This is a genomic window from Sphingobium tyrosinilyticum (assembly GCF_042654265.1).
Lineage (GTDB): Bacteria > Pseudomonadota > Alphaproteobacteria > Sphingomonadales > Sphingomonadaceae > Sphingobium > Sphingobium tyrosinilyticum.
The window spans coordinates 29819-47549 of record NZ_JBHSFZ010000008.1; the positions used below are offsets into that span (position 1 = coordinate 29819).

The 17731-nt window shown below is 61.9% G+C and carries 24 protein-coding genes; 19 read left to right on the plus strand and 5 right to left on the minus strand.

Annotation, left to right across the window (positions count from 1 at the left end; all coding sequences use genetic code 11):
- Positions 1–5: 5 nt before the first annotated feature.
- From ACFO3E_RS06025 to ACFO3E_RS06070, 10 genes are all read left to right on the plus strand, one after another.
- On the plus strand, positions 6–824 hold the full coding sequence (locus tag ACFO3E_RS06025) for a DNA adenine methylase (RefSeq protein ID WP_380803178.1): 819 nt from the start codon (positions 6–8) through the stop codon (positions 822–824).
- Between the two features lie 83 nt (positions 825–907).
- Positions 908–1438, plus strand: coding sequence for a phage baseplate assembly protein V (locus tag ACFO3E_RS06030; RefSeq protein ID WP_380803180.1), 531 nt, complete (start codon positions 908–910; stop codon positions 1436–1438).
- Positions 1438–1788, plus strand: coding sequence for a GPW/gp25 family protein (locus tag ACFO3E_RS06035; RefSeq protein ID WP_380803183.1), 351 nt, complete (start codon positions 1438–1440; stop codon positions 1786–1788). The genes ACFO3E_RS06030 and ACFO3E_RS06035 overlap by 1 nt, the downstream gene beginning before the upstream one ends.
- A 15-nt stretch (positions 1789–1803) precedes the next feature.
- Positions 1804–2979: a phage tail sheath subtilisin-like domain-containing protein gene (locus ACFO3E_RS06040; RefSeq protein ID WP_380803185.1), complete on the plus strand. Its 1176-nt coding sequence runs from the start codon at positions 1804–1806 to the stop codon at positions 2977–2979.
- A gap of 38 nt (positions 2980–3017) precedes the next feature.
- A complete protein-coding gene (locus ACFO3E_RS06045) occupies positions 3018–3530 on the plus strand; it encodes a phage major tail tube protein (RefSeq protein ID WP_380803188.1) in 513 nt (170 codons plus the stop codon).
- A gap of 57 nt (positions 3531–3587) precedes the next feature.
- The gene (locus ACFO3E_RS06050) at positions 3588–3896 is read left to right on the plus strand and encodes a phage tail assembly protein (RefSeq protein ID WP_380803191.1); all 309 of its coding nucleotides are present in this window, start codon (positions 3588–3590) and stop codon (positions 3894–3896) included.
- An 8-nt stretch (positions 3897–3904) separates the two neighbouring features.
- Positions 3905–4036, plus strand: a complete 132-nt coding sequence (locus tag ACFO3E_RS06055) for a GpE family phage tail protein (RefSeq protein WP_380803193.1) — start codon at positions 3905–3907, stop codon at positions 4034–4036.
- Entirely contained in the window at positions 4036–6540 is a 2505-nt protein-coding gene (locus tag ACFO3E_RS06060) for a phage tail tape measure protein (RefSeq protein ID WP_380803196.1), read from the plus strand. The genes ACFO3E_RS06055 and ACFO3E_RS06060 overlap by 1 nt, the downstream gene beginning before the upstream one ends.
- A 12-nt stretch (positions 6541–6552) precedes the next feature.
- Complete coding sequence (locus ACFO3E_RS06065; RefSeq protein WP_380803198.1) at positions 6553–6966, plus strand: phage tail protein; 414 nt, start codon at positions 6553–6555, stop codon at positions 6964–6966.
- Positions 6963–7979, plus strand: a complete 1017-nt coding sequence (locus tag ACFO3E_RS06070; protein ID WP_380803200.1) for a contractile injection system protein, VgrG/Pvc8 family — start codon at positions 6963–6965, stop codon at positions 7977–7979. Before ACFO3E_RS06065 ends, ACFO3E_RS06070 begins: the two co-directional genes overlap by 4 nt.
- Here ACFO3E_RS06070 and ACFO3E_RS06075 read toward each other — a convergent pair.
- From ACFO3E_RS06075 to ACFO3E_RS06095, 5 genes are all read right to left on the minus strand, one after another.
- Positions 7976–8854, minus strand: coding sequence for a DNA adenine methylase (locus tag ACFO3E_RS06075; protein WP_380803203.1), 879 nt, complete (start codon positions 8852–8854; stop codon positions 7976–7978). The genes ACFO3E_RS06070 and ACFO3E_RS06075 overlap by 4 nt on opposite strands.
- Positions 8855–8926: 72 nt before the next feature.
- The gene (locus ACFO3E_RS06080) at positions 8927–10261 is read right to left on the minus strand and encodes a hypothetical protein (protein WP_380803205.1); all 1335 of its coding nucleotides are present in this window, start codon (positions 10259–10261) and stop codon (positions 8927–8929) included.
- Positions 10262–10340: 79 nt separating this feature from the next.
- Positions 10341–10973: an Ltp family lipoprotein gene (locus tag ACFO3E_RS06085; RefSeq protein ID WP_380803208.1), complete on the minus strand. Its 633-nt coding sequence runs from the start codon at positions 10971–10973 to the stop codon at positions 10341–10343.
- Between the two features lie 76 nt (positions 10974–11049).
- Positions 11050–11409: a thermonuclease family protein gene (locus ACFO3E_RS06090; RefSeq protein WP_380803210.1), complete on the minus strand. Its 360-nt coding sequence runs from the start codon at positions 11407–11409 to the stop codon at positions 11050–11052.
- Positions 11409–12071: an XRE family transcriptional regulator gene (locus ACFO3E_RS06095; protein ID WP_380803213.1), complete on the minus strand. Its 663-nt coding sequence runs from the start codon at positions 12069–12071 to the stop codon at positions 11409–11411. Before ACFO3E_RS06095 ends, ACFO3E_RS06090 begins: the two co-directional genes overlap by 1 nt.
- Before the next feature lie 84 nt (positions 12072–12155).
- Here ACFO3E_RS06095 and ACFO3E_RS06100 point away from each other — a divergent pair, with 84 nt between their 5' ends.
- The 9 genes from ACFO3E_RS06100 (at position 12156) to ACFO3E_RS06140 (ending at position 17662) form a co-directional block, all read left to right on the plus strand.
- The gene (locus ACFO3E_RS06100) at positions 12156–12485 is read left to right on the plus strand and encodes a transcriptional regulator (protein ID WP_380803215.1); all 330 of its coding nucleotides are present in this window, start codon (positions 12156–12158) and stop codon (positions 12483–12485) included.
- Positions 12485–12727 (plus strand): hypothetical protein, encoded by a 243-nt coding sequence (locus ACFO3E_RS06105; protein ID WP_380803218.1) that lies wholly within the window; start codon positions 12485–12487, stop codon positions 12725–12727. The genes ACFO3E_RS06100 and ACFO3E_RS06105 overlap by 1 nt, the downstream gene beginning before the upstream one ends.
- 65 nt (positions 12728–12792) lie before the next feature.
- Complete coding sequence (locus ACFO3E_RS06110; protein ID WP_380803221.1) at positions 12793–13125, plus strand: hypothetical protein; 333 nt, start codon at positions 12793–12795, stop codon at positions 13123–13125.
- Entirely contained in the window at positions 13122–13610 is a 489-nt protein-coding gene (locus ACFO3E_RS06115) for a hypothetical protein (protein WP_380803224.1), read from the plus strand. The genes ACFO3E_RS06110 and ACFO3E_RS06115 overlap by 4 nt, the downstream gene beginning before the upstream one ends.
- Positions 13607–13951, plus strand: coding sequence for an ogr/Delta-like zinc finger family protein (locus ACFO3E_RS06120; protein WP_380803227.1), 345 nt, complete (start codon positions 13607–13609; stop codon positions 13949–13951). The genes ACFO3E_RS06115 and ACFO3E_RS06120 overlap by 4 nt, the downstream gene beginning before the upstream one ends.
- A 98-nt stretch (positions 13952–14049) precedes the next feature.
- Positions 14050–16773 carry a toprim domain-containing protein gene (locus tag ACFO3E_RS06125; RefSeq protein ID WP_380803229.1) on the plus strand — a complete coding sequence of 908 codons (2724 nt, stop codon included), beginning with the start codon at positions 14050–14052 and terminating at the stop codon, positions 16771–16773.
- Between the two features lie 43 nt (positions 16774–16816).
- A complete protein-coding gene (locus ACFO3E_RS06130; RefSeq protein WP_380803232.1) occupies positions 16817–17230 on the plus strand; it encodes a hypothetical protein in 414 nt (137 codons plus the stop codon).
- Positions 17230–17409, plus strand: a complete 180-nt coding sequence (locus tag ACFO3E_RS06135; protein ID WP_380803234.1) for a hypothetical protein — start codon at positions 17230–17232, stop codon at positions 17407–17409. The genes ACFO3E_RS06130 and ACFO3E_RS06135 overlap by 1 nt, the downstream gene beginning before the upstream one ends.
- A 10-nt stretch (positions 17410–17419) precedes the next feature.
- Positions 17420–17662, plus strand: a complete 243-nt coding sequence (locus ACFO3E_RS06140) for a DUF2312 domain-containing protein (protein WP_380803237.1) — start codon at positions 17420–17422, stop codon at positions 17660–17662.
- Positions 17663–17731: the final 69 nt, after the last annotated feature.

Below are 17731 nucleotides of genomic sequence, written 5' to 3' on the forward strand. Positions count from 1 at the left end.
CCTACATGTCTACCCCTTTTGTTCTCGTCCGCCCCGTTTCGCCCGTCGCTGGTTACATCGGCGGAAAACGCAATCTTTCCCGACGGATCTGCGCGATCATCGACGCTACGCCGCACAGCAGCTATGCCGAGCCTTTCGTGGGGATGGGCGGCATCTTTCTGCGACGCTCCCGCCGCCCGCGCGCCGAGGCGATCAATGACATTTCCGGCGATGTGGTGACGCTGTTCCGCTGCCTTGCGGAGCATTATCCCTATCTGATCGACATGCTGCGATTCCGCGTGGCGAGCCGCGCCGAGTTCGAGCGGCTGCTGGGGCAGGATCCTGAACACCTGACCGATCTGCAGCGCGCCGTCCGCTTCCTTTACGTGCAGCGCTTAGCCTTCGGCGGCAAAGTGTCTGGCCGTAACTTCGGCGTGTATGCCGCCGCGCCCGCCCGATTTGACGTTAGCAAGATCGAACCGATGCTGGCCGACGTTCATGATCGCCTGCAATCCGTGGTCATCGAACGTCTGCCCTATGGCGAGTTCATCCGCCGCTATGACCGGGATGGGGCGCTCTTCTATCTCGACCCGCCGTATTGGGCCTGCGAGCGCGACTATGGAGCGAACGTTTTCAGCCGCGCAGACTTCGCCGCCCTGGCCGACCAGCTGGCCGGGATCAAGGGGCGGTTTCTCATGTCCCTCAACGACAATGAAGGCGTGCGCGAAACCTTCTCCCGCTTCACCATTGGGGCGATCGACACCACCTACATCGTCGGGAGCAAGCCGATCAAAGCGGGTGAAGTGCTGATCAGCAATTTCCCGCTGCCCGCGAACGATGCCTGAGCGGCAATCTCCTGCATTTGTAGAGGCGGCCTCTACAAATGCAGGGCCGCGCAAGGGCTTAAGCCCCGCGCCATGGTCCGCGCATGGCACAGGATAGCGAACAGCAGATCGGTGAGGCGATCCAATATGGCGTTATCGCGTCCGTCGATCATGCCAATGCAACCTGCACGGTCGAACTTGGCGAACTTACCACAGGGGAACTGCCCTGGGTCGCCCAGCGCGCCGGCGGCTCGCGCTACTGGTCGCCGCCCAGCGTGGGGGAGCAGTGCATTGTCCTATGTCCCGAAGGGGATGTGGAGAACGGCCTGGTCGTACTCGGCCTCTATTCCGATGCCAATCCGCCTCCGTCCAATGATCCTGACGTCATTCACCTCGAACTGCCCGACGGCGCGGTCATCAGCTACAATCATGCGAGCCACGCGCTTGCAGTGCTTCTGCCGGAAGGTGGAACGGCTACGATCGATGCGCCTGGCGGCGTCACCATCAATGGCGATGTCACTATCAACGGATCCGTCACCGCATCGGATGATGTGACAGGCGGCGGCATCAGCCTCATGAGCCACAAGCATGGCGGTGTGCAGGCTGGCAGTGCCCAGACGGGGGCTCCCGCCTGATGGCCGGCATGTCCCGCCTCAGCGGCGCACCGCTCGACGGTTTTGAGCATATCAAGCAGTCGGTCGCCGATATCCTCGGCACGCCCCTCGGCACCCGTGTCGGCCGCCGCGACTATGGCTCGCTGCTGCCCGACCTGATCGATCAGCCCATGACGCCGGCAAACATCCTGCGCGTCTACGCAGCTACTGCTGTTGCCATTTCGCGATTTGAAGATCGTATTCGCCTTCGCCGCATCAGCCTTTCCGCCGGCGAACGGGCCGGATCAGCGATCATCACGCTCGATGCGGAGCGGACCGACACTGCCGCTGCGAACGCCCGCACCCGCCTCGTCCTGCCCCTCAGTTTGTAGCCCAAGGAGTCAGTCATGCCCTTCAAACATGGTATTACCCTCACCGAGATCAGCGAGGGCGCCCGCACGCTGACCGCCGTGTCCACCTCGATCATCGGGCTCGTCGCCACCGCGTCCGATGCTGATGCCGACACCTTCCCTCTCGATCGCCCTGTGCTGATCACCGATGTTGAAACCGCGATCGGCGACGCGGGCATTCAGGGTACTCTGGCAAAATCCCTGCGCGCCATCGCTGATCAAACCCGCCCGGTTGTTGTGGTGGTCCGAGTCGAGGACGGCGCTGATGCTGCTGAAACGGCAAGCAATGTCATCGGCACCACTGATGCGGACGGGCAGAAGACCGGCATGCAGGCGCTGCTGGCGGCGCAGGCGCAGCTGGGCGTCAAGCCGAAGATCATCGGCACTCCCGGCCTTGAAACGCAGGCGGTTACCGCCGCCCTCGTCGTCGTGGCGCAGAAGCTGCGCGGCTTCGCTTATGCGCGCGCCATCGGCGAAACGGTCGCCGCCGCCATTCTCTATCGCGCCAACTTCAGCGCACGCGAACTGATGTTGCTGATGCCCGACTTCCTCGCCTGGGACACGGGCAGCAGCGCTAACGTCACCAGCTTCGCCGCCGCGCGAGCTATGGGCCTGCGCGCCTTGATCGACACTCAGGCCGGCCCGCACAAGACGCTGTCGAACGTTCCGGTGCAGGGCGTGGTGGGCCTCACCAAAGATATTCATTGGGACATTGAGGATGCGTCCAGCGAAGCCGGGCTGCTCAACGCCAAGGAGGTGACCGCCCTTGTCCGTACCGACACGGGCTATCGTTTCTGGGGCAACCGCACCACGGCAGAGGCGGAAAGTCTGTTCGCCTTTGAAAGCACGGTGCGCGTCGCGCAGCTGCTCGCCGACACCATCGTGAAGGGCATGATGTGGGCGATCGACAAGCCGCTGAACCCGTCGCTCGCCAAGGATATCATTGAAACGATCAATGGCTTTGGCCGGCAGCTGAAGGCGCAGGGGATCGTCCTGGGCTTCAACTGTTGGTTCGATGAAGCGAACAACAGCACGGCCAGCCTGAAGGCCGGCAAGCTGCGCGTTGACTATGACTACACCGTCCCGCCGCCGCTGGAAGATCTCGGCTTCAACCAGCGCATCACGGACAGCTACTTCGCGGACTTCGCGAGCCAGCTGGCCGAGACCGTCTGACGGTCCGCCCCATCTTTCCTCACGCATAGGAGCCCGCAATGGGACTGCCCCGCACCCTCAAGAACATGATCCTGTTTAACGAAGGCCAAGCCTATCTGGGCGAGGTTAACAGCGTCTCCCTGCCCACCCTCACGCGCAAGATGGAAGAATGGCGCGGAGGCGGCATGGGCGGCACTATCAGCCTCGACATGGGCATGGAGGCAATGGAAGTGTCGTTCACCGCTGGCGGCCCTCTGCGCGACGTTCTGCGCCAGTGGGGCACGCCTACCGTGGACGGCGTCTATCTGCGCTTCTCGGGTGCCTATCAGAAGGACGACAGCGCAGCGGTCGATAATGTCGAAGTCATCGTGCGCGGCCGCCATTCGGAAATCGAGATGGGCGACCAGGAGGTCGGCGAGCCCGGCGAGTTCACCGCCACCGTGGCGCTCGCCTACTACAAGCTTGTCTGGAATGGCCGTACCGAGATCGAGATTGATCCGGTCAACCTGATCGAGATCGTCGGCGGTATCGACCGCAGCGCCGAAGTGCGCGCCGCCCTCGGCATCTTCTGACCTGGTTGGCCCGGCACGCGCCGGGCCGCCTTCCCCTGACCTTCGGAGAGTATCATCATGAGCGAAGCAACCGCGCCCGAATTCCGCACCGTTTCCCTGGACGCGCCGATCCACCGTGGCGAAACCACCATCGATAGCGTCCAGCTGCGCAAGCCCCGCTCGGGCGAACTGCGCGGCCTGTCCCTGGTCGATCTGGGGCAGCTGAAGGTCGATGCCCTGACCAAGCTGCTGCCCCGTATCTCCATGCCGACGATCACCGAAGCGGAAGTCGCCAACATGGAGCCGGCGGACCTGCTCGCCTGCGGTGCGGAGATTGGCGGTTTTTTGCTGCAGAGGTCGCAGCGTGCGGCTGTCCTCGATCAGTAGACGACGCGATGGCGGACGTGGCGATCATCTTCCACTGGTCGCCCGCCATCATGGACGGGATGCACCTGTCCGAACTGATGGGCTGGCGCGAACAGGCGGCCCGTCGATCCAAGCCCCCTGAAAAGCCCGGGAAGCAATAATGGCGGATAAGAACCTTCGGCTGCAGATCATCCTGGAAGCGCTGGACAAGGTGACAGCGCCGCTCAAGTCCATCACCGGCGCGTCGTCGGCCGCGCGCCGGGATCTGGCGAAGACGCAGGAGGAACTGAAATCGCTCGATGCGCTGCAGAAGCAGGTCGGGCGATACAAGTCAGCAGAATCGCGCTTCGCCGATGACACGCGCCAGTACCAGGAGCAGCAGGCGAAGCTCGCCCAGCTGCGCACCCAGCTGGAGGCGACCGAAAAGCCCACGAAGAAGCTGCGCACCGAATTTGAACGGGCGGAAAAGCAATCTGCCCAGCTGGCGGCGCGTCTGGACCAGGGCGGCGCGGAACTGCAGCAGCTGTCGGCCAAGCTGTCGGCCGCCGGCGTGAACGTCATGGACCTCGCCGGTCATGAGGATCGGCTTGCGCAGCGCACCGGCGAGGCGAACCGCGCCCTCAAGCAACAGACGGCGCAGCTGGAGAAGGTCAACCAGGCCAACCGGAATTCGCAAAAGCTGAACGATGTCAGCCAGAAGGCGACGGGCATGGGCCTCGGCATGGTCGCCGCCGGCGTTGCTGCCGGCGCGCCGGTGATTGGCGCGGTCAAGCAGGCGATGACGCTGGAAAGCGCCATGGCGGACGTGCGCAAGGTGACGAACATGACGTCGCCGGCGATCGATCAGATGTCCACGGACTTCATGGACATGAGCGAGCGCATCCCGATGGCCGCCAATGAACTGGCCGCCATCGCCGCTGCCGCCGGCGCTGCCGGCGTCGGCATGGACAAGATGGGCCGGCCCATGGCTGACCAGCGCCAGCAGCTGCTGCAGTTCACGAATGATGCCGCCGAGATGGGCGTGGCGTTCGATATGACGGCCGATGTGGCGGGCGAGACCATGGCGAAATGGCGCACCGCCTTCGAACTGCCGCAGGCGGGCGTGGTGGCGCTCGGCGACCGCGTCAACGCGCTCACCAACACCTTCGGCGGCAAGGCGGCGAACGTCACCGACATTATCACCCGCATCGGGCCGCTGGGGAAGGTCGCGGGCCTCGCCGCGCCGCAGATCGCCGCGCTGGGCTCGACGCTCGATTCCATCGGCCTGCCGAGCGAGGTGGCGGCCACCGGCATCAAGAATACCATGCTCGCGCTCACCAAGGGCGAGGCGGCCACCAAGGGGCAGCAGGGCGCATTCAAGGCGCTGGGGCTGGAAGCGACTGACGTCGCCAAGCGGATGCAGAAGGACGCCGCCGGCGCGATCGTGGACGTCATGGAGCGGATCGGCAAGTTAGATGCGGACAAGCAATCCGGGATCCTGACTCAACTGTTCGGATCGGAGAGCGTCGCCGCGATCGCGCCGATGCTTACCAACCTCGACGGGCTGAAGGCGCGGCTCGCCCTGGTCGGTGACCAGGCCGCCGTCGCAGGATCCATGCACGCCGAGTTCCTGAACCGCGTTGCGACCACCGAAGGAGCGACAGGACTCGCCGGCAACGCGCTATCCAACCTCAATATCACCATGGGCAAAGCGCTGCTGCCGACTGTCGTGGCGGTGGCGGAAAAGGTGCGGGCGGCGGCCAGCGTCATGCGCGGATGGGCTGATGCAAACCCGGTCCTTGCCAAGGGCATCATGATCTTCCTGGGCGCTGGCGCTGCGCTGCTGATCTTGTTGGGTGGCCTCGCTCTTGCCTTCGCTGCGCTCACCGCCGCCGCCGCGCCTCTGGGCATTGCCTTGGGGCCGCTGCTGCTGATCGTGGCCGCTATCGCTGCCGTCGCCGCTGCAGCCTATCTGATCTATGAGAATTGGGGCGCGATCTCAGCATGGTTCGGCGGCCTTTGGGAGAGCATCAAAGGCATGGTCAGTGGAGCCATAGACTTCCTGATCAACGCCTTCTTCACCTTCCATCCGCTCGGGCTGCTCATCCGCGCCTTCATGCCTGCGCTCGCCTATCTGCGATCGCTGAACTTCACCGAGATCGGCCGCAACCTGATACAGGGGTTGATCAATGGTGTGACGGGCATGCTTGGCGCGCTGAAATCCACCATCGTCGGGGCGGCCAGTTCCGTTGCGAACTGGTTCAAGGCGAAGCTGGGCATCCATTCTCCGTCCCGCGTCTTCGCTGGGCTGGGCGGATTTGTGATGGCAGGTCTGGATCAGGGTCTCGCCAGCAACGCAAGCGGGCCTCTCGACCGAATCGCCGAACTCTCGGAACGGATGACCAAGGGCTTTTCATCCAGCCCTCTGATTCCCCGCATCAGCGACCTGTCAGGGCAAATGACGCGGGCATTGAGCGTGGGTGCGGTCGGCAGCGCCATTGCCGCCGCACCGGTGGCGGCGCAGGGCACAGCCCCCAGCGCAGCACCGCAACCGCCGGTGCAGGCCAGCTACACGATCAACATCACCGCCGGCGCTGCGTCGGCGCAGGATATTGCCGACCAGGTCCGCAAAGCCATCGAGCAGATCGAGCGCGAGCGGCGCGGCCGTTCGTTCGGCGATGATTAAAGGGGATCAGTCATGCACCTGATGGCTTTGGGCATGTTCCTGTTCGAACTCGGCACGCTCGCCTATGACGAACTACAGCGGAAAACGGACTGGCGGCATGCCCGATCGGCGCGCATTGGCGCCCGTGACGCCACGCAGTTCGTCGGCGTCGGCGATGAGACGATCAGCCTGTCGGGCTCAACCTATGCCGAGATTGCCGATGGGCGCGTGTCTCTGGATGACCTGCGCGCAATGGCCGACGATGGCGAGGCGCTGCCGCTGGTAGATGGGCGCGGGACGGTTTACGGCACCTTCGTCATCACCTCGATCGATGAGCGCCATGCGTTCCTGATGGCTGACGGCCGAGCGCGCCGGATCGACTTCGGAATCGACCTGCTACGCGTGGACGACGCCGCACCGGCGAATAACGCCCAGGCGACGGCATGACGGAGAAGGTCGCCAACATCGCGGACTGGCGCGTGACGCTCGACGGAAAGGATCTATCCGATCGCCTGCGCCCGCGCTTGGTCTCGCTCAGTCTTTCGGAAAAGCGCGGCGATGAGGCCGATCAGCTGGATATCGTGCTGTCCGACGCCGATGGCATGCTCGCTATCCCGAAGGAAGGCGCGGTGCTGAAGGTGCAGCTGGGCTGGAAACAGGGCCTCGACGTGACTGTCGGCCTGGTCGACAAGGGCAGCTTCAAGGTGGACGACGTATCGCACAGCGGCCCGCCCGACGAGATCACGATCAGGGCGCGTGCCGCCGATTTCACCAGCAAGATCCGCAACCGGCGCGAGCAGAGCTGGAAGAACACGACGCTGGGCGCGGTGCTGAAGGACGTGGCAGGTCGGAACGGCCTGGCGCTGAAGGTCGCGCCGGCCCTGTCCTCGATCGCGCTCAAGTCGATCAGCCAGAGCCGCGAGAGCGATATCGCCTTCCTGCGCCGCCTCGGCCGCGAACATGACGCCGTGGCGACCATCAAGGACAAGCATCTGATCTTCGCCAAGAAGGGCGCGGGCACAACCACCAGCGGCAAGGCTCTTCCGTCCCTGACCGTTCGCCGCACCGATGGCGATCGTCACAATTGGCAGCGGCAGAAGCGCGACGGGCAGGAGGGCGTGTCCGCCAGCTGGCACGACAAGAAGGGCGCGAAGCGCAAGACATTCACGGTCGGCAAGGAAGACGGCGCGAAAAAGCTGCGCAAGGTCTATCCCGACGAGGCATCGGCGAAGCGCGCTGCCCTCGCCGAGCGCGATCGCCTGAAACGAGCGCCGGCGACAATGGACATGAAACTGGCGCTCGGCCGCGCCGACGCCATGCCGGAAGCGCGGGTTACAGTCAGCGGTTACAAGGATGAAATCGACGCCACCACCTGGCTGATATCTGAAGTGACCCACCGCCTTGACAAGGCGGGTGGTTTCACGACCGATGTTAAAATGGAAACAGCGCCGGCGGCTTAGGCGGCGGCTCTATATTGCGGCCGGTTGACCTGACGATCCCTCGCCGAGTCGGGCATCCGCAAACCTTTAGAGGCAATCAGCAGTTCAGTGCCTGTCCGCTTCTCCTGAAGCGAATAATTGATGTCGAAGCAGAATTGCCGCCGGTCGCGATACAAATCTCTGATCTGGGAAACGTCATCATACGTGACGACCCACGGCGACTTAAGATCAAGCACGTTATCCGCGAGAATGGCGTGGTCTTCTGGTTTATAGAAACTCGTATAGAGGCCCGGACCCTTCTTAAAATAAGGAGGGTCGATGAACAGCAATGAATTTTTCGGTAGATTTGAGCAGTCGCGCAAAAATTCGACCGCATCCTGATTAGTTAAATGAATTCTGTCTTGGTAGCGAGCGACCCTTCGCATTCGCTTGACTAGGTCATCGACATTAAACCGGCAGTCGATCTTGTAATTTCCCGTCTGATCTAAACCGCCGATAACGCCGCCGCCTTTGATGATGCCAGAACGGTTGGTGCGGTTCAGAAAAAAGGCAGAAAAACCCAGATCCAATGGATTGCCCGCATCCGCATCGCGATTGATGTCGCGCTGGCGCATCCATTCGTCAATGGTGACTGGTGTCTCCCGGGCCTTTGCGATCAACGCCTCCGTGTCATTGAGGACGGAGTGCCAGAAGGACCAAATCGCGGGGTCGAGATCGTTGATGTGAATTTCTGCCACCAGACCGCTATACAGCAGTGAAAGTGCAAGGCCGCACCCGCCGGCGAACGGTTCAGCGTAGTGACCGCGTTCCAATCCATTCAAGCGCATGATGGTGGAGGTTAGATCCATCATGCATGATTTCCCGCCGGGATAACGGAGTGGTGAAGCTGTGCGCATTACTCAGAAGCCTTGCAAACCCTTGTGTCCTTGGGCTTTCTAGCGAGATTGTTCATCCTCGGCCAGCCATTTCTAGCCCGCTGAATTGGCCTCTTCGATCAACTTGATGATGACCTCTTTCAATGTCAGCATGTCGTTGTTCAGCTGGTCTCCATTGAACGCTGCCGACACCTTGTGATGCTTGGTCAAATTGCCATAATCTCTGGTCCGGTCAATCGACGCCCGAACAGCTTTCTGGTCGTCTCCCTTAATCCCGAAGTTGTTGAGGCGCTGCTTGCTGAGATAGGCATCCAAGCCGATACCATCAGCACGACCAGCACAACCGGTCAGTGTTTCAAAGAATGCCCACACAGCAATTGAGACAACGGGAGTGTGCTGCTCCAGTTCGAGGTCGCAAATCGAGTAGTAGAGACTTTCGAGCTTTTCATTGCCCAATCCACGCAGCGCCAAGTTGATTTCTTCATCGTACTGAACGTGTCGCGCTTTCTGGGGCTTTTTGGGCTTCCGGGTTACGCGCTTTTTGCCGCCTTGGCCGTTGGCACCTTGATCCGGGCCTGCCACCGGTTCCGGTTCGATCCGAGCGGTTGTCACGTTGGGCAGACTGGCCAGCCCCCTCACATATTTGATGATGTCAGGCTTGTTCTTACGGGAAGTGACCTCTTTACCTTCAACCAGATCGCGCATGAAGCGACGAACCATCACGTCAAACTCAGCTTTGGGGCGAGTTCGGCATAGTTCGTCGGGATTGGCGCGATCCAGCCCGAAGATTTCCTGCGAAACTTCGGGGTTCAAAAAGCGCTGGGCAGTCGTCAATTTGCCCTGTCGTTCTTGCTTGGTGATCATGCCCTCGGCCTCGGCATAATCAAGGAGCGCCTGCGCGAGGCGGTTCTTTGCGGTGCCCGAAAACCTCTGTTTCTGTTCAGCATCCCATGTCTTTCGACCGATCCCGCCTTGGGCACCGCTATGGGTTCGGTCCAGCCAAATGCGCAATGTGTCCAAATCGTTGAAGACGACCGCTGCCACCGTCTTGATTTGTGCCCATTCTTCAGAAAGCTTTTCGAAGGTTTTCCTATATTTGGGTGGGGCAAGTTCGGGGTCGCTGAGCAGCTTGAGCGCGCAAACGCGGCGATTTCCTTCGGCAACCCAATAGGTGGGATCGCCGGCGCGCGTCTTGCCGATGGGTGTCATAGCAAAACGTTCAAGAGGGCTTAGGCCGTGACGAACGATGTCCCTCGCAAGCGGAAGGACATCTTCCTTGGTGACAAGGCGTTCGATGGCTTCGCTTTCCGTTTCGACGATTTCGTGTCGGGGATTGTCGAGCGCCAGAAACACTCGCCCGATCGGCACGTCATCAACATACTCAAATGTGGACGCCGGTTTGCGCGGCGTGCGCGGCGCTCGAGCCATGTTCCCCCCTCGGACTAATCGTCAGAATATTGCAAGTTGATCTATTTCTTTTGCACGATCACATCAACGGCCCAGCCGTTTAGCAAGCCCCCGCCTGCTTCGCCCCATAGGTTGCTTCGCTAACCGTGTAATCGTTGCCGGCGCTTGATGACAGCTGCTCGATGAGGCCCTTGCAGGAGAACCCGGTCATATCGAGATACTGCTTCGCGGTTCTTGCAGCCTGTTCGTTATAGTCGATGTTCAGGCTATCGACCGCGGCGGTTGCATCGGCAACATCATATCCATTTCCGGCGTCGGAGGACAGCTGTTCGATCAGGCCTTTGCGGGAAAAGCCCGACATGCTGATATATTGCTGCGCGGTGCGCGCCGCATTCTGCTGGGGGCCGGTCAGGGTGCTGGCTGGCGCTTCCTCGGCTTCCGCTTGCCCTTCGCTCGACAGGGCGGTTTCGGCAGCTTGCACCTTACCGCCGGCGGTATTGTTCGTGGCCGGCTTCTGGTCACCCCCCGCGATCGCACCGATGATAACAAGCACGACAAAGATCCCCAGGACCACCAAGCATCCCTTGCCCAGACCCTTCTTCTTCTCGGGCGGAACCGGCGCGACGCGAGTGTCGCCGGGCGTGCCGGTTTCAAAATTATAGTTGCAGAAACGGCAGATTTTCGCCTCGGCTTTCACCGTTTCGGCGCACTGCGGGCACGTCTTTTCGCTCATCTGGATACCCCCTGTATAGTCTTTTCAAGCGATTAGACGGCGGGGAGTTAATGTGTCTACAACAACTGGCGTGAACTCAGTTGCATTCTTGCCTGAGCCTGCTCCCGTCATCCCACTTCGGTTTGTATTCAGCCATCCCGCGCCGCAACTGTTCACAGGCGAGGTTGCTGCCTTGAGCATAAACTTGGGCGACAATCCGATCATAAACGTCCCGCTTGATCGGCACGATGGTCAGTGAGCCACGCAACTGTTGCGCAAGGCTCCGCTGTGAGGCGCGCGCGTTGCCTACGACGCACCGGCGGCCTGGCCGACAACCATGCAATTCCGGCGCATCTATCCCCAACAGCCTGTAACGCTGGCCCGCGCAGTTGATTGTGTCACCGTCGCTGGCATGACAGATCGCGGCAGAGATCGCGAGTAGAGCCGCAATCAGCATCAGGTCCGCCTGAAAACGCCAGCGACGCGTCCGATCAAGAAGACCTCACCGTCGACCGCTGTTTCCTCGCGGACTTGCGGATTATCGGACATCAACTTGATGGTGCCGTCTGGCATCGCTCGCACCCGCTTGATCGTCCCCAGGCCGCCATAGACCAGCGCCCAGATCGCATCCTGCCTATCGATCACCCTTTTGGAGCGGTCGATCAGCACGATGTCCCGATCGTTTATGGTGGGATACATGCTATCGCCAACGGGCTTGGCGATGGTCAGAAACGAAGCCGGAGAATCGGTGAAGTTGCGGACCCAGTCGGTTGGAATCCACCGTTCAATGCTCTGGACACTGGGTTCGTCTAGGTAAGTGGCACCCATGCCGATCGCCAGATCGACTTCTTCGACCTTCATTAGGCCCATTTGCTCGGCGATCTCGTCCGACGAAGGAGGGATATATGCCCCCTCCTCAGGATCATCCACCTCGCCCGTCAGATAAGGAATCGTCGTGCGCAGATGCAGGGCAATTTTATGCAGTTGGGTTGTTCCTGCCGCGTCGCCGCGAGCAAGTTTCCCCACCATTTGAGGCGAGATACCAACCTTCCGAGCGAGGCTAGATTGCGTCTCACCGCATTGCTCCATGCGCGAGACGAGACGGTCAGGAATCAACATTGCCGGACCCTACAACCTTAGATGTTGATTGGAATGAAATTATAGGGTTGACTGACCTGCAACTTGGGTTGTAGTCAAACGCCTATGAGTGAACAAGCATCACCTTTTGAAGCGCTTAAGGCCGCCGTGCATAGAGCAGGATCGCAATCGGCTCTCGCCCGTATTTGCGGCGTTTCACAAACGGCAGTGTGGAAATGGCTGCAATCGGGCAAGCGCCTACCTGCGGAATTCGTTCTGAAAGTGGAGGCTGAAACTACGGTTTCACGGTACCTTCTTAGACCTGACATTTACCCCGTTTCCCTGACGCCCACTCCCGGTGAAGCCGGTGAGGAATGTGGGGCCATCCTATCGACACCGTCCCAGGCGGTCGCTTGCGATCGAAAGGCGAAAACGCAACGAAAGGATGTCGCCTGATGTCCTTCGCTAAGAATGTGCAGGCCCGCCTGCTGAACGCCCTTTTCGACGCCGCTCACCCGATGAGCGTCACGGAACTGCAAATCCAGCTGCGCGTCACGCGCCGCGATCTTTGGTCCGCAGTCCGCGCCCAGGCAGTGCTTGGCAATGTGCGGAAGGGCCAGCCCCTCGAACTCACCGCAGCAGCCCGCGCCGCCATAGCGGCAGGACGATCTGCGCAACCAGCGGCTGCTGCCGCCTGACCCGAAGATGGCTGGGCGGGGCTCGCACCCCCGCCCAACCGATCCGCTTGAAAGGACCAAACGGAATGCTTTCCTTCGAGACACACGCGATCGGACGCAATGCGCCGTCGCAGTCTGATCGTGCAGACCGCCCCGAAAACGGGATAGCCGACACGGCGCGCGCTGAACATTCGGGCAAATGCCCATCATCCATTTGCCCAAGCGATGCCGCGCCAGCTTATTCGCTCAAGGGCCGCTTCGCCGCCCGCCACACCTTCATCGTGCCCGAAGGCCTGACCCTGCGGGACGAACCGCCCCCCGCGCCGCAGCTGCCGCGCTGGCACAGCACCGCCGCGTTCCTCATAATCAGCTTCTCGACGCTGTTCGCCATGTGCGCAGTGGGGAGGCCGGGAGCATGACAAAGGTCCGCGCCCCTCTCACCTTCTCGCTCGCCATTACGACGGCTGTCGGCCTCATTGGCTGGGATCAGGCGGCCAAGATTACGCGGCGGTCCAAGCGCGCTGTCCGCTATTGGAGCGAAAGCGACAAGGCCAGCATGCCGACGCTCGATCAGGCCATCGCCCTTGATCATGCCTTCATGGAAGCGGGCGGCGGCTTTGCGCCCATCCTCGAAAGCTATGCGCGGCAGCTGGACGTCGCGCTGTCGAACACATTGGCCTGCCGGGCGGCGCTGGCCGACGACATCGCCCAGGCATCCCTCGAATCGGCGGGCGCAATCAGCAGCAGCATCCATGCGATGCAGCATGGCGCGTCGCCGACAGAGATCCATCACGCCATCAAAGAGACCGAGGAAGCGAGCGGCGCGTACAGCCGCCTGCTGACCCGTCTCAGGTCATTCCTGCCAGGCAATGGGGCCGCGCAGGGGAAGTCGGGGGTAGTATGATGATCGAAGGCCACGGGCCGAAACCCAACAATGGCGGGGGAGCGCCCCGTATGCCGTCGGTGCAATGCCCCGGATGCGGCGAGCGGGCATTTGCTCGATCGACAACTGGCAAGGCCACGCTGCTCTACCGGGAGGTCTATTATCATTGCCGGAATGTCGAGCGGTGCGGATGCCAGTTCGTCGTCGGCATGGCCACGCTGCGGGCAACCGTGCCGAGCCGCATGCCGCACCCGCTCGCAGCCCTGCCCATGACCAAGTGGCGTCACGCGGACAATGACCGCGCCGCCAATGATGATGGCGGGCCGCCCAACGAGCCTGCCGCCGACGCCGTAACCCTTTGATCTAGCGGGTCGCGCCGCCTCGATCGCCACGAAATGCACCCGGCGGACCCCGCCGCCGGGAAAGCCCCCTCATTGCCTTTGAAAGCACCGTTTCTGCCATGTCCATGCGTGACGATATCCGCCGCGAATTGATGCCCAGGCTCAAAGCCGATTTCCAATGGAAGACCGACAAGGGCTCATGGCTGCGCCGTGGCAAGTGCCCGGACTGCGGGGCCTATGAGGTCTACACCAACGCCGAGAGCCCTTGGATGCTCAAGTGCAACCGGCAGGAAAAATGCGGATGGGAAGAAACCGTCCGCGATCGCTATCCCGAAATCTTCGACACCTGGTCGAACCGCTATCAGAAGACGCGCGAGAATCCTCACGCGGCGGCCGACGCCTATCTGACCGATGCCCGCAAGCTGAACCTGATGGGGATGCGCGAGGCCTATACGCAGGAATGGTTTCAGGATCAGAAGCGCGGCATCGGCTCCGCCACCGTGCGATTCCCGCTTCCCGGCGGCAGCTGGTGGGAACGGCTGATCGACCAGCCTGGTCGCTTCGAGAAGAAGGCTAATTTTGCATACGGCAAATCGTATAAAGGGCAGGCGTGGCAGCGGCCCGACGTGTCGATCGAGGACATGGCCAATGCCGAAAGCATCTGGATTGCCGAGGGCATCTTCAATGCTTGGGCGCTGGAGCAGGCAGGGCAGCGCGCCGTGTCCGCCATGTCGTGCAACAACTATCCCGAAGAGTTCCTGAAACAGCTTCGCGGCTACATCGCAACGTCAGACAAGCCCACCCGCTCGCCCAGGCTGGTCTTTGCCTATGACGGCGGCGGCGCAGGAACCAGCGCGAGCCGCGCTCATGTGAAACTGGCGATCGATCAGGGATGGAAGGCCACCGCCGCGCAGCCTTGCGGCGAGGACGACACCGGCAAGATCCTGGACTGGAACGATCTGCTGGGGCTCGAGCGGCTAACGGCTGAGCATCGCGGCGAATATCTGTGGTTCGGCAAGGTGCTGCTGGCTGCGAACGCGCAGGAAAAGGCTTTCCTGATCTGGGAAAAGCATCGCTGGAACAGCTTCCACTTCACCTTCGGGAATCGGACCTATTGGTGCGCGATCGATGTCGCCGTGGTGCAGGAGAAGATCGAGGAATATCGCAAAAGCTGCACGCGCAAGCTGGACGATATCGACCCGAACGCGGAGGCGGAAATCCGCGCCAAGGCCTCCCGCGAGGCACTGATGGTCGAGGAAATCGCCAACTGCGCATTCCGCGTCCTCTATCGGCAGCGGGACGAGGCGACCGACGAAACCAAGTTCTTCCTCAACATTTCCTTCCCCAGCGGCAAGCGGCCATCGGTGAAGGGCGACTTCACCGCCGCCCAGCTGCGCAAGGCCTCCAATTTCGAGGACCGGCTGTTCGCCTTCGGCGGCGTCTGGACCGGCAGCGCTCACCAGCTGACACGCATCCTGCAGCAGCAGACCCCCGATCTGCCCGACGTCCGCCCGCTCGGCTTCACCGGCTACTGCCGCGATGCGCAGGCCTATGTCTTCGGCCAATATGCCGTCGCCGGCGGGCGGGTCTACAAGCCCAACGACAACGAGTTTTTCCAGATCGGAAAGCAGGCGCTGAAACTCGGCACGTCCGAGCGGCTGCTCGATATCGACTATGATCCCGATCAGCTGGACACCAGCTGGTTGCCGGATCTGTGGACCGCCTATGGCGCGAAGGGCATCACCTGCCTGACCTTCTACTTCGCCTCGCTCTTCGCAGAGCAAGTCCGCGGCGAAATGAAATCCTTCCCCTTCCTCGAAATGCACGGCCTGCCCGGCACCGGCAAGACGACGCTGATCGAGTTTCTGTGGAAGCTGCTCGGCCGCGAGAATTATGAAGGCTTCGACCCTGCCAAGGCGACGCCAGCGGCCATGGCGCGGAACCTCGGCAAGGTCGGCAACCTGCCCGTCGTGCTGATCGAGGGCGACCGCCGCGAGGAAGCCAGCCACGCCCGCAAGTTCGAGTGGGAGGAACTGAAGACGGCCTATAACGGCCGCACCGTCCGTTCGCGTGGCGTCAAGAATGGCGGCATGGAGACGTTTGAGCCGCCTTTCCGGGGCGCTGTCGTCATCGAGCAGAACGAGCCCGTCAACGCGAGCCGCGCTGTGCTGGAGCGCATCATGTCGCTCGGCTTCGACATGGCGAACTTCACCAACGAGACGAAGGCGGCGGCCGAGCGGCTTGAGCAGTGGCCGGTGGAGAAGATCTCCGGCTTCATCGTCCACGCCGCGCGCCGCGAGCAGGATATCATGGGCCGCTTCCGCCAGGCGTTCGCGCAATATGAAGGCGAATTGCTGGCGCTACCGGCAATACGCACGAACCGCCTCGCCAAGACTCACGGCCAGCTGCTCGCCTTCCTCGACGCGATCCGCGCCGTGGTACCGCTGTCCGATCAGCAGCAGGCCGAGACCGCACGCTTCATCGTCCAGATGGCAAGCGACCGACAGCTGGCCGTGAACAGCGAAGACCCGATCGTCAGCCTGTTCTGGGAGCGCTTCGACTATCTCGAAGAGAATGAGGATCCCAAGGCGGCAACCGGCCACATCAACCACCATCGCCGGTGGGAAGAAGGCCTGATCGCGGTCCGCCTCAACGAAATGGAGGCTCGCTGCGCCGAGAAGCGCCTGCAGCTGCCCAGCCACACGGAAATGATCCGTGCGCTCAAAACCTCCAAGGCGCGCCGCTTCATCGAGCAGGCGACCGTCAATTCCCGAAACGACATCGGCTCTGTCCGCTGCTGGATCTTCCACGATCCATCGCGGGCCACCGCCAAGAAATCCTGACAGCGAAAGGACCACCATGCGTAGCGTTCCCTCTCTCCTCGCCATGCTGGACGAAGACAAGCCGGCCCGGCCCGTCGTCATGCCCTGGGACTATGTCCGCATGCGGCGCAAGGCCGCCGGCGTCACCATCGCCCAGGCGGCGGCCCACTACTGGAAGCGGCCCGAACACCAGGCCGACGTCGAACGTAATATCGCGGAGCTGGAGAGGGTCGGCTACCGGATGCAGCAGCATTTCTTCAGCGCCGACATGTCGCGCGCCTACAGCTTCAATGTCGACGTCTATCGCCAGCTTTGCGACACGCCGCCCGACCAGCACCCCCGCATCTGCCTTGCCTGTGGTTGGGATCAGTGGACCACGCAATACGACACGAACGGTGATGACGTCACCTGGTCGAAAGCTGATTCCGATGTCTGCACCCGCTGCGAGCAGCTGGAGCGGTCGAAGGAAATCGGCTGATGCGGCGCGCCGACACCATCCACGCGGCGACCTGCCGCTGCGACCGCTGTCGCACCGTGGCCGAACGCTTCGCTGAAGCCTCTATGCGCACCCGCGCCCTCTTCGCCGCCGGCGCGATCGTCGCCGGCCTCGCCCTCGCAATTCTCGGCCCGCAAATCGCGGCCATCATCACGAACTGAAGGAAAATCCATGTCTGAAGGAAATGTCGCTGCTGAACAACTCCGCCTGCTGATCGAGCGCGTCGAGCGCCTGGAGGAAGAGAAGAAGGGCATCGCCGACGATATTGCCGACGTCTACCTAGAAGCGAAAGCCAACGGCTATGACACCAAGATCATGCGCGAGGTCATCCGTCTGCGGAAGCTGCCGCAGCATGATCGTCAGGAAATGAGCGCCATCCTCGAAACCTACCTTTCCGCGCTGGGGATGGAGTGATGCCAGCGCGGAAGAACCGTCCCATGCGGACGTGCGATGCACCGGGATGTGATGTCCCGGTCCGTCGCG

Bases quoted from the DNA above. Each gene is read 5' to 3' on its own strand.
- ACFO3E_RS06065 (WP_380803198.1), top strand. From the start codon at position 6,553: ATGCACCTGATGGCTTTGGGCATGTTCCTGTTCGAACTCGGCACGCTC.
- ACFO3E_RS06125 (WP_380803229.1), top strand. From the start codon at position 14,050: ATGTCCATGCGTGACGATATCCGCCGCGAATTGATGCCCAGGCTCAAA.
- ACFO3E_RS06135 (WP_380803234.1), top strand. From the start codon at position 17,230: ATGCGGCGCGCCGACACCATCCACGCGGCGACCTGCCGCTGCGACCGC.
- ACFO3E_RS06030 (WP_380803180.1), top strand. From the start codon at position 908: ATGGCACAGGATAGCGAACAGCAGATCGGTGAGGCGATCCAATATGGC.
- ACFO3E_RS06035 (WP_380803183.1), top strand. From the start codon at position 1,438: ATGGCCGGCATGTCCCGCCTCAGCGGCGCACCGCTCGACGGTTTTGAG.
- ACFO3E_RS06090 (WP_380803210.1), bottom strand. From the start codon at position 11,409: ATGCTGATTGCGGCTCTACTCGCGATCTCTGCCGCGATCTGTCATGCC.
- ACFO3E_RS06025 (WP_380803178.1), top strand. From the start codon at position 6: ATGTCTACCCCTTTTGTTCTCGTCCGCCCCGTTTCGCCCGTCGCTGGT.
- ACFO3E_RS06050 (WP_380803191.1), top strand. From the start codon at position 3,588: ATGAGCGAAGCAACCGCGCCCGAATTCCGCACCGTTTCCCTGGACGCG.
- ACFO3E_RS06105 (WP_380803218.1), top strand. From the start codon at position 12,485: ATGTCCTTCGCTAAGAATGTGCAGGCCCGCCTGCTGAACGCCCTTTTC.
- ACFO3E_RS06140 (WP_380803237.1), top strand. From the start codon at position 17,420: ATGTCTGAAGGAAATGTCGCTGCTGAACAACTCCGCCTGCTGATCGAG.
- ACFO3E_RS06055 (WP_380803193.1), top strand. From the start codon at position 3,905: ATGGCGGACGTGGCGATCATCTTCCACTGGTCGCCCGCCATCATGGAC.
- ACFO3E_RS06080 (WP_380803205.1), bottom strand. From the start codon at position 10,261: ATGGCTCGAGCGCCGCGCACGCCGCGCAAACCGGCGTCCACATTTGAG.
- ACFO3E_RS06130 (WP_380803232.1), top strand. From the start codon at position 16,817: ATGCTGGACGAAGACAAGCCGGCCCGGCCCGTCGTCATGCCCTGGGAC.
- ACFO3E_RS06070 (WP_380803200.1), top strand. From the start codon at position 6,963: ATGACGGAGAAGGTCGCCAACATCGCGGACTGGCGCGTGACGCTCGAC.
- ACFO3E_RS06060 (WP_380803196.1), top strand. From the start codon at position 4,036: ATGGCGGATAAGAACCTTCGGCTGCAGATCATCCTGGAAGCGCTGGAC.
- ACFO3E_RS06120 (WP_380803227.1), top strand. From the start codon at position 13,607: ATGATGATCGAAGGCCACGGGCCGAAACCCAACAATGGCGGGGGAGCG.
- ACFO3E_RS06075 (WP_380803203.1), bottom strand. From the start codon at position 8,854: ATGCGCACAGCTTCACCACTCCGTTATCCCGGCGGGAAATCATGCATG.
- ACFO3E_RS06115 (WP_380803224.1), top strand. From the start codon at position 13,122: ATGACAAAGGTCCGCGCCCCTCTCACCTTCTCGCTCGCCATTACGACG.
- ACFO3E_RS06095 (WP_380803213.1), bottom strand. From the start codon at position 12,071: ATGTTGATTCCTGACCGTCTCGTCTCGCGCATGGAGCAATGCGGTGAG.
- ACFO3E_RS06040 (WP_380803185.1), top strand. From the start codon at position 1,804: ATGCCCTTCAAACATGGTATTACCCTCACCGAGATCAGCGAGGGCGCC.
- ACFO3E_RS06100 (WP_380803215.1), top strand. From the start codon at position 12,156: ATGAGTGAACAAGCATCACCTTTTGAAGCGCTTAAGGCCGCCGTGCAT.
- ACFO3E_RS06045 (WP_380803188.1), top strand. From the start codon at position 3,018: ATGGGACTGCCCCGCACCCTCAAGAACATGATCCTGTTTAACGAAGGC.
- ACFO3E_RS06110 (WP_380803221.1), top strand. From the start codon at position 12,793: ATGCTTTCCTTCGAGACACACGCGATCGGACGCAATGCGCCGTCGCAG.
- ACFO3E_RS06085 (WP_380803208.1), bottom strand. From the start codon at position 10,973: ATGAGCGAAAAGACGTGCCCGCAGTGCGCCGAAACGGTGAAAGCCGAG.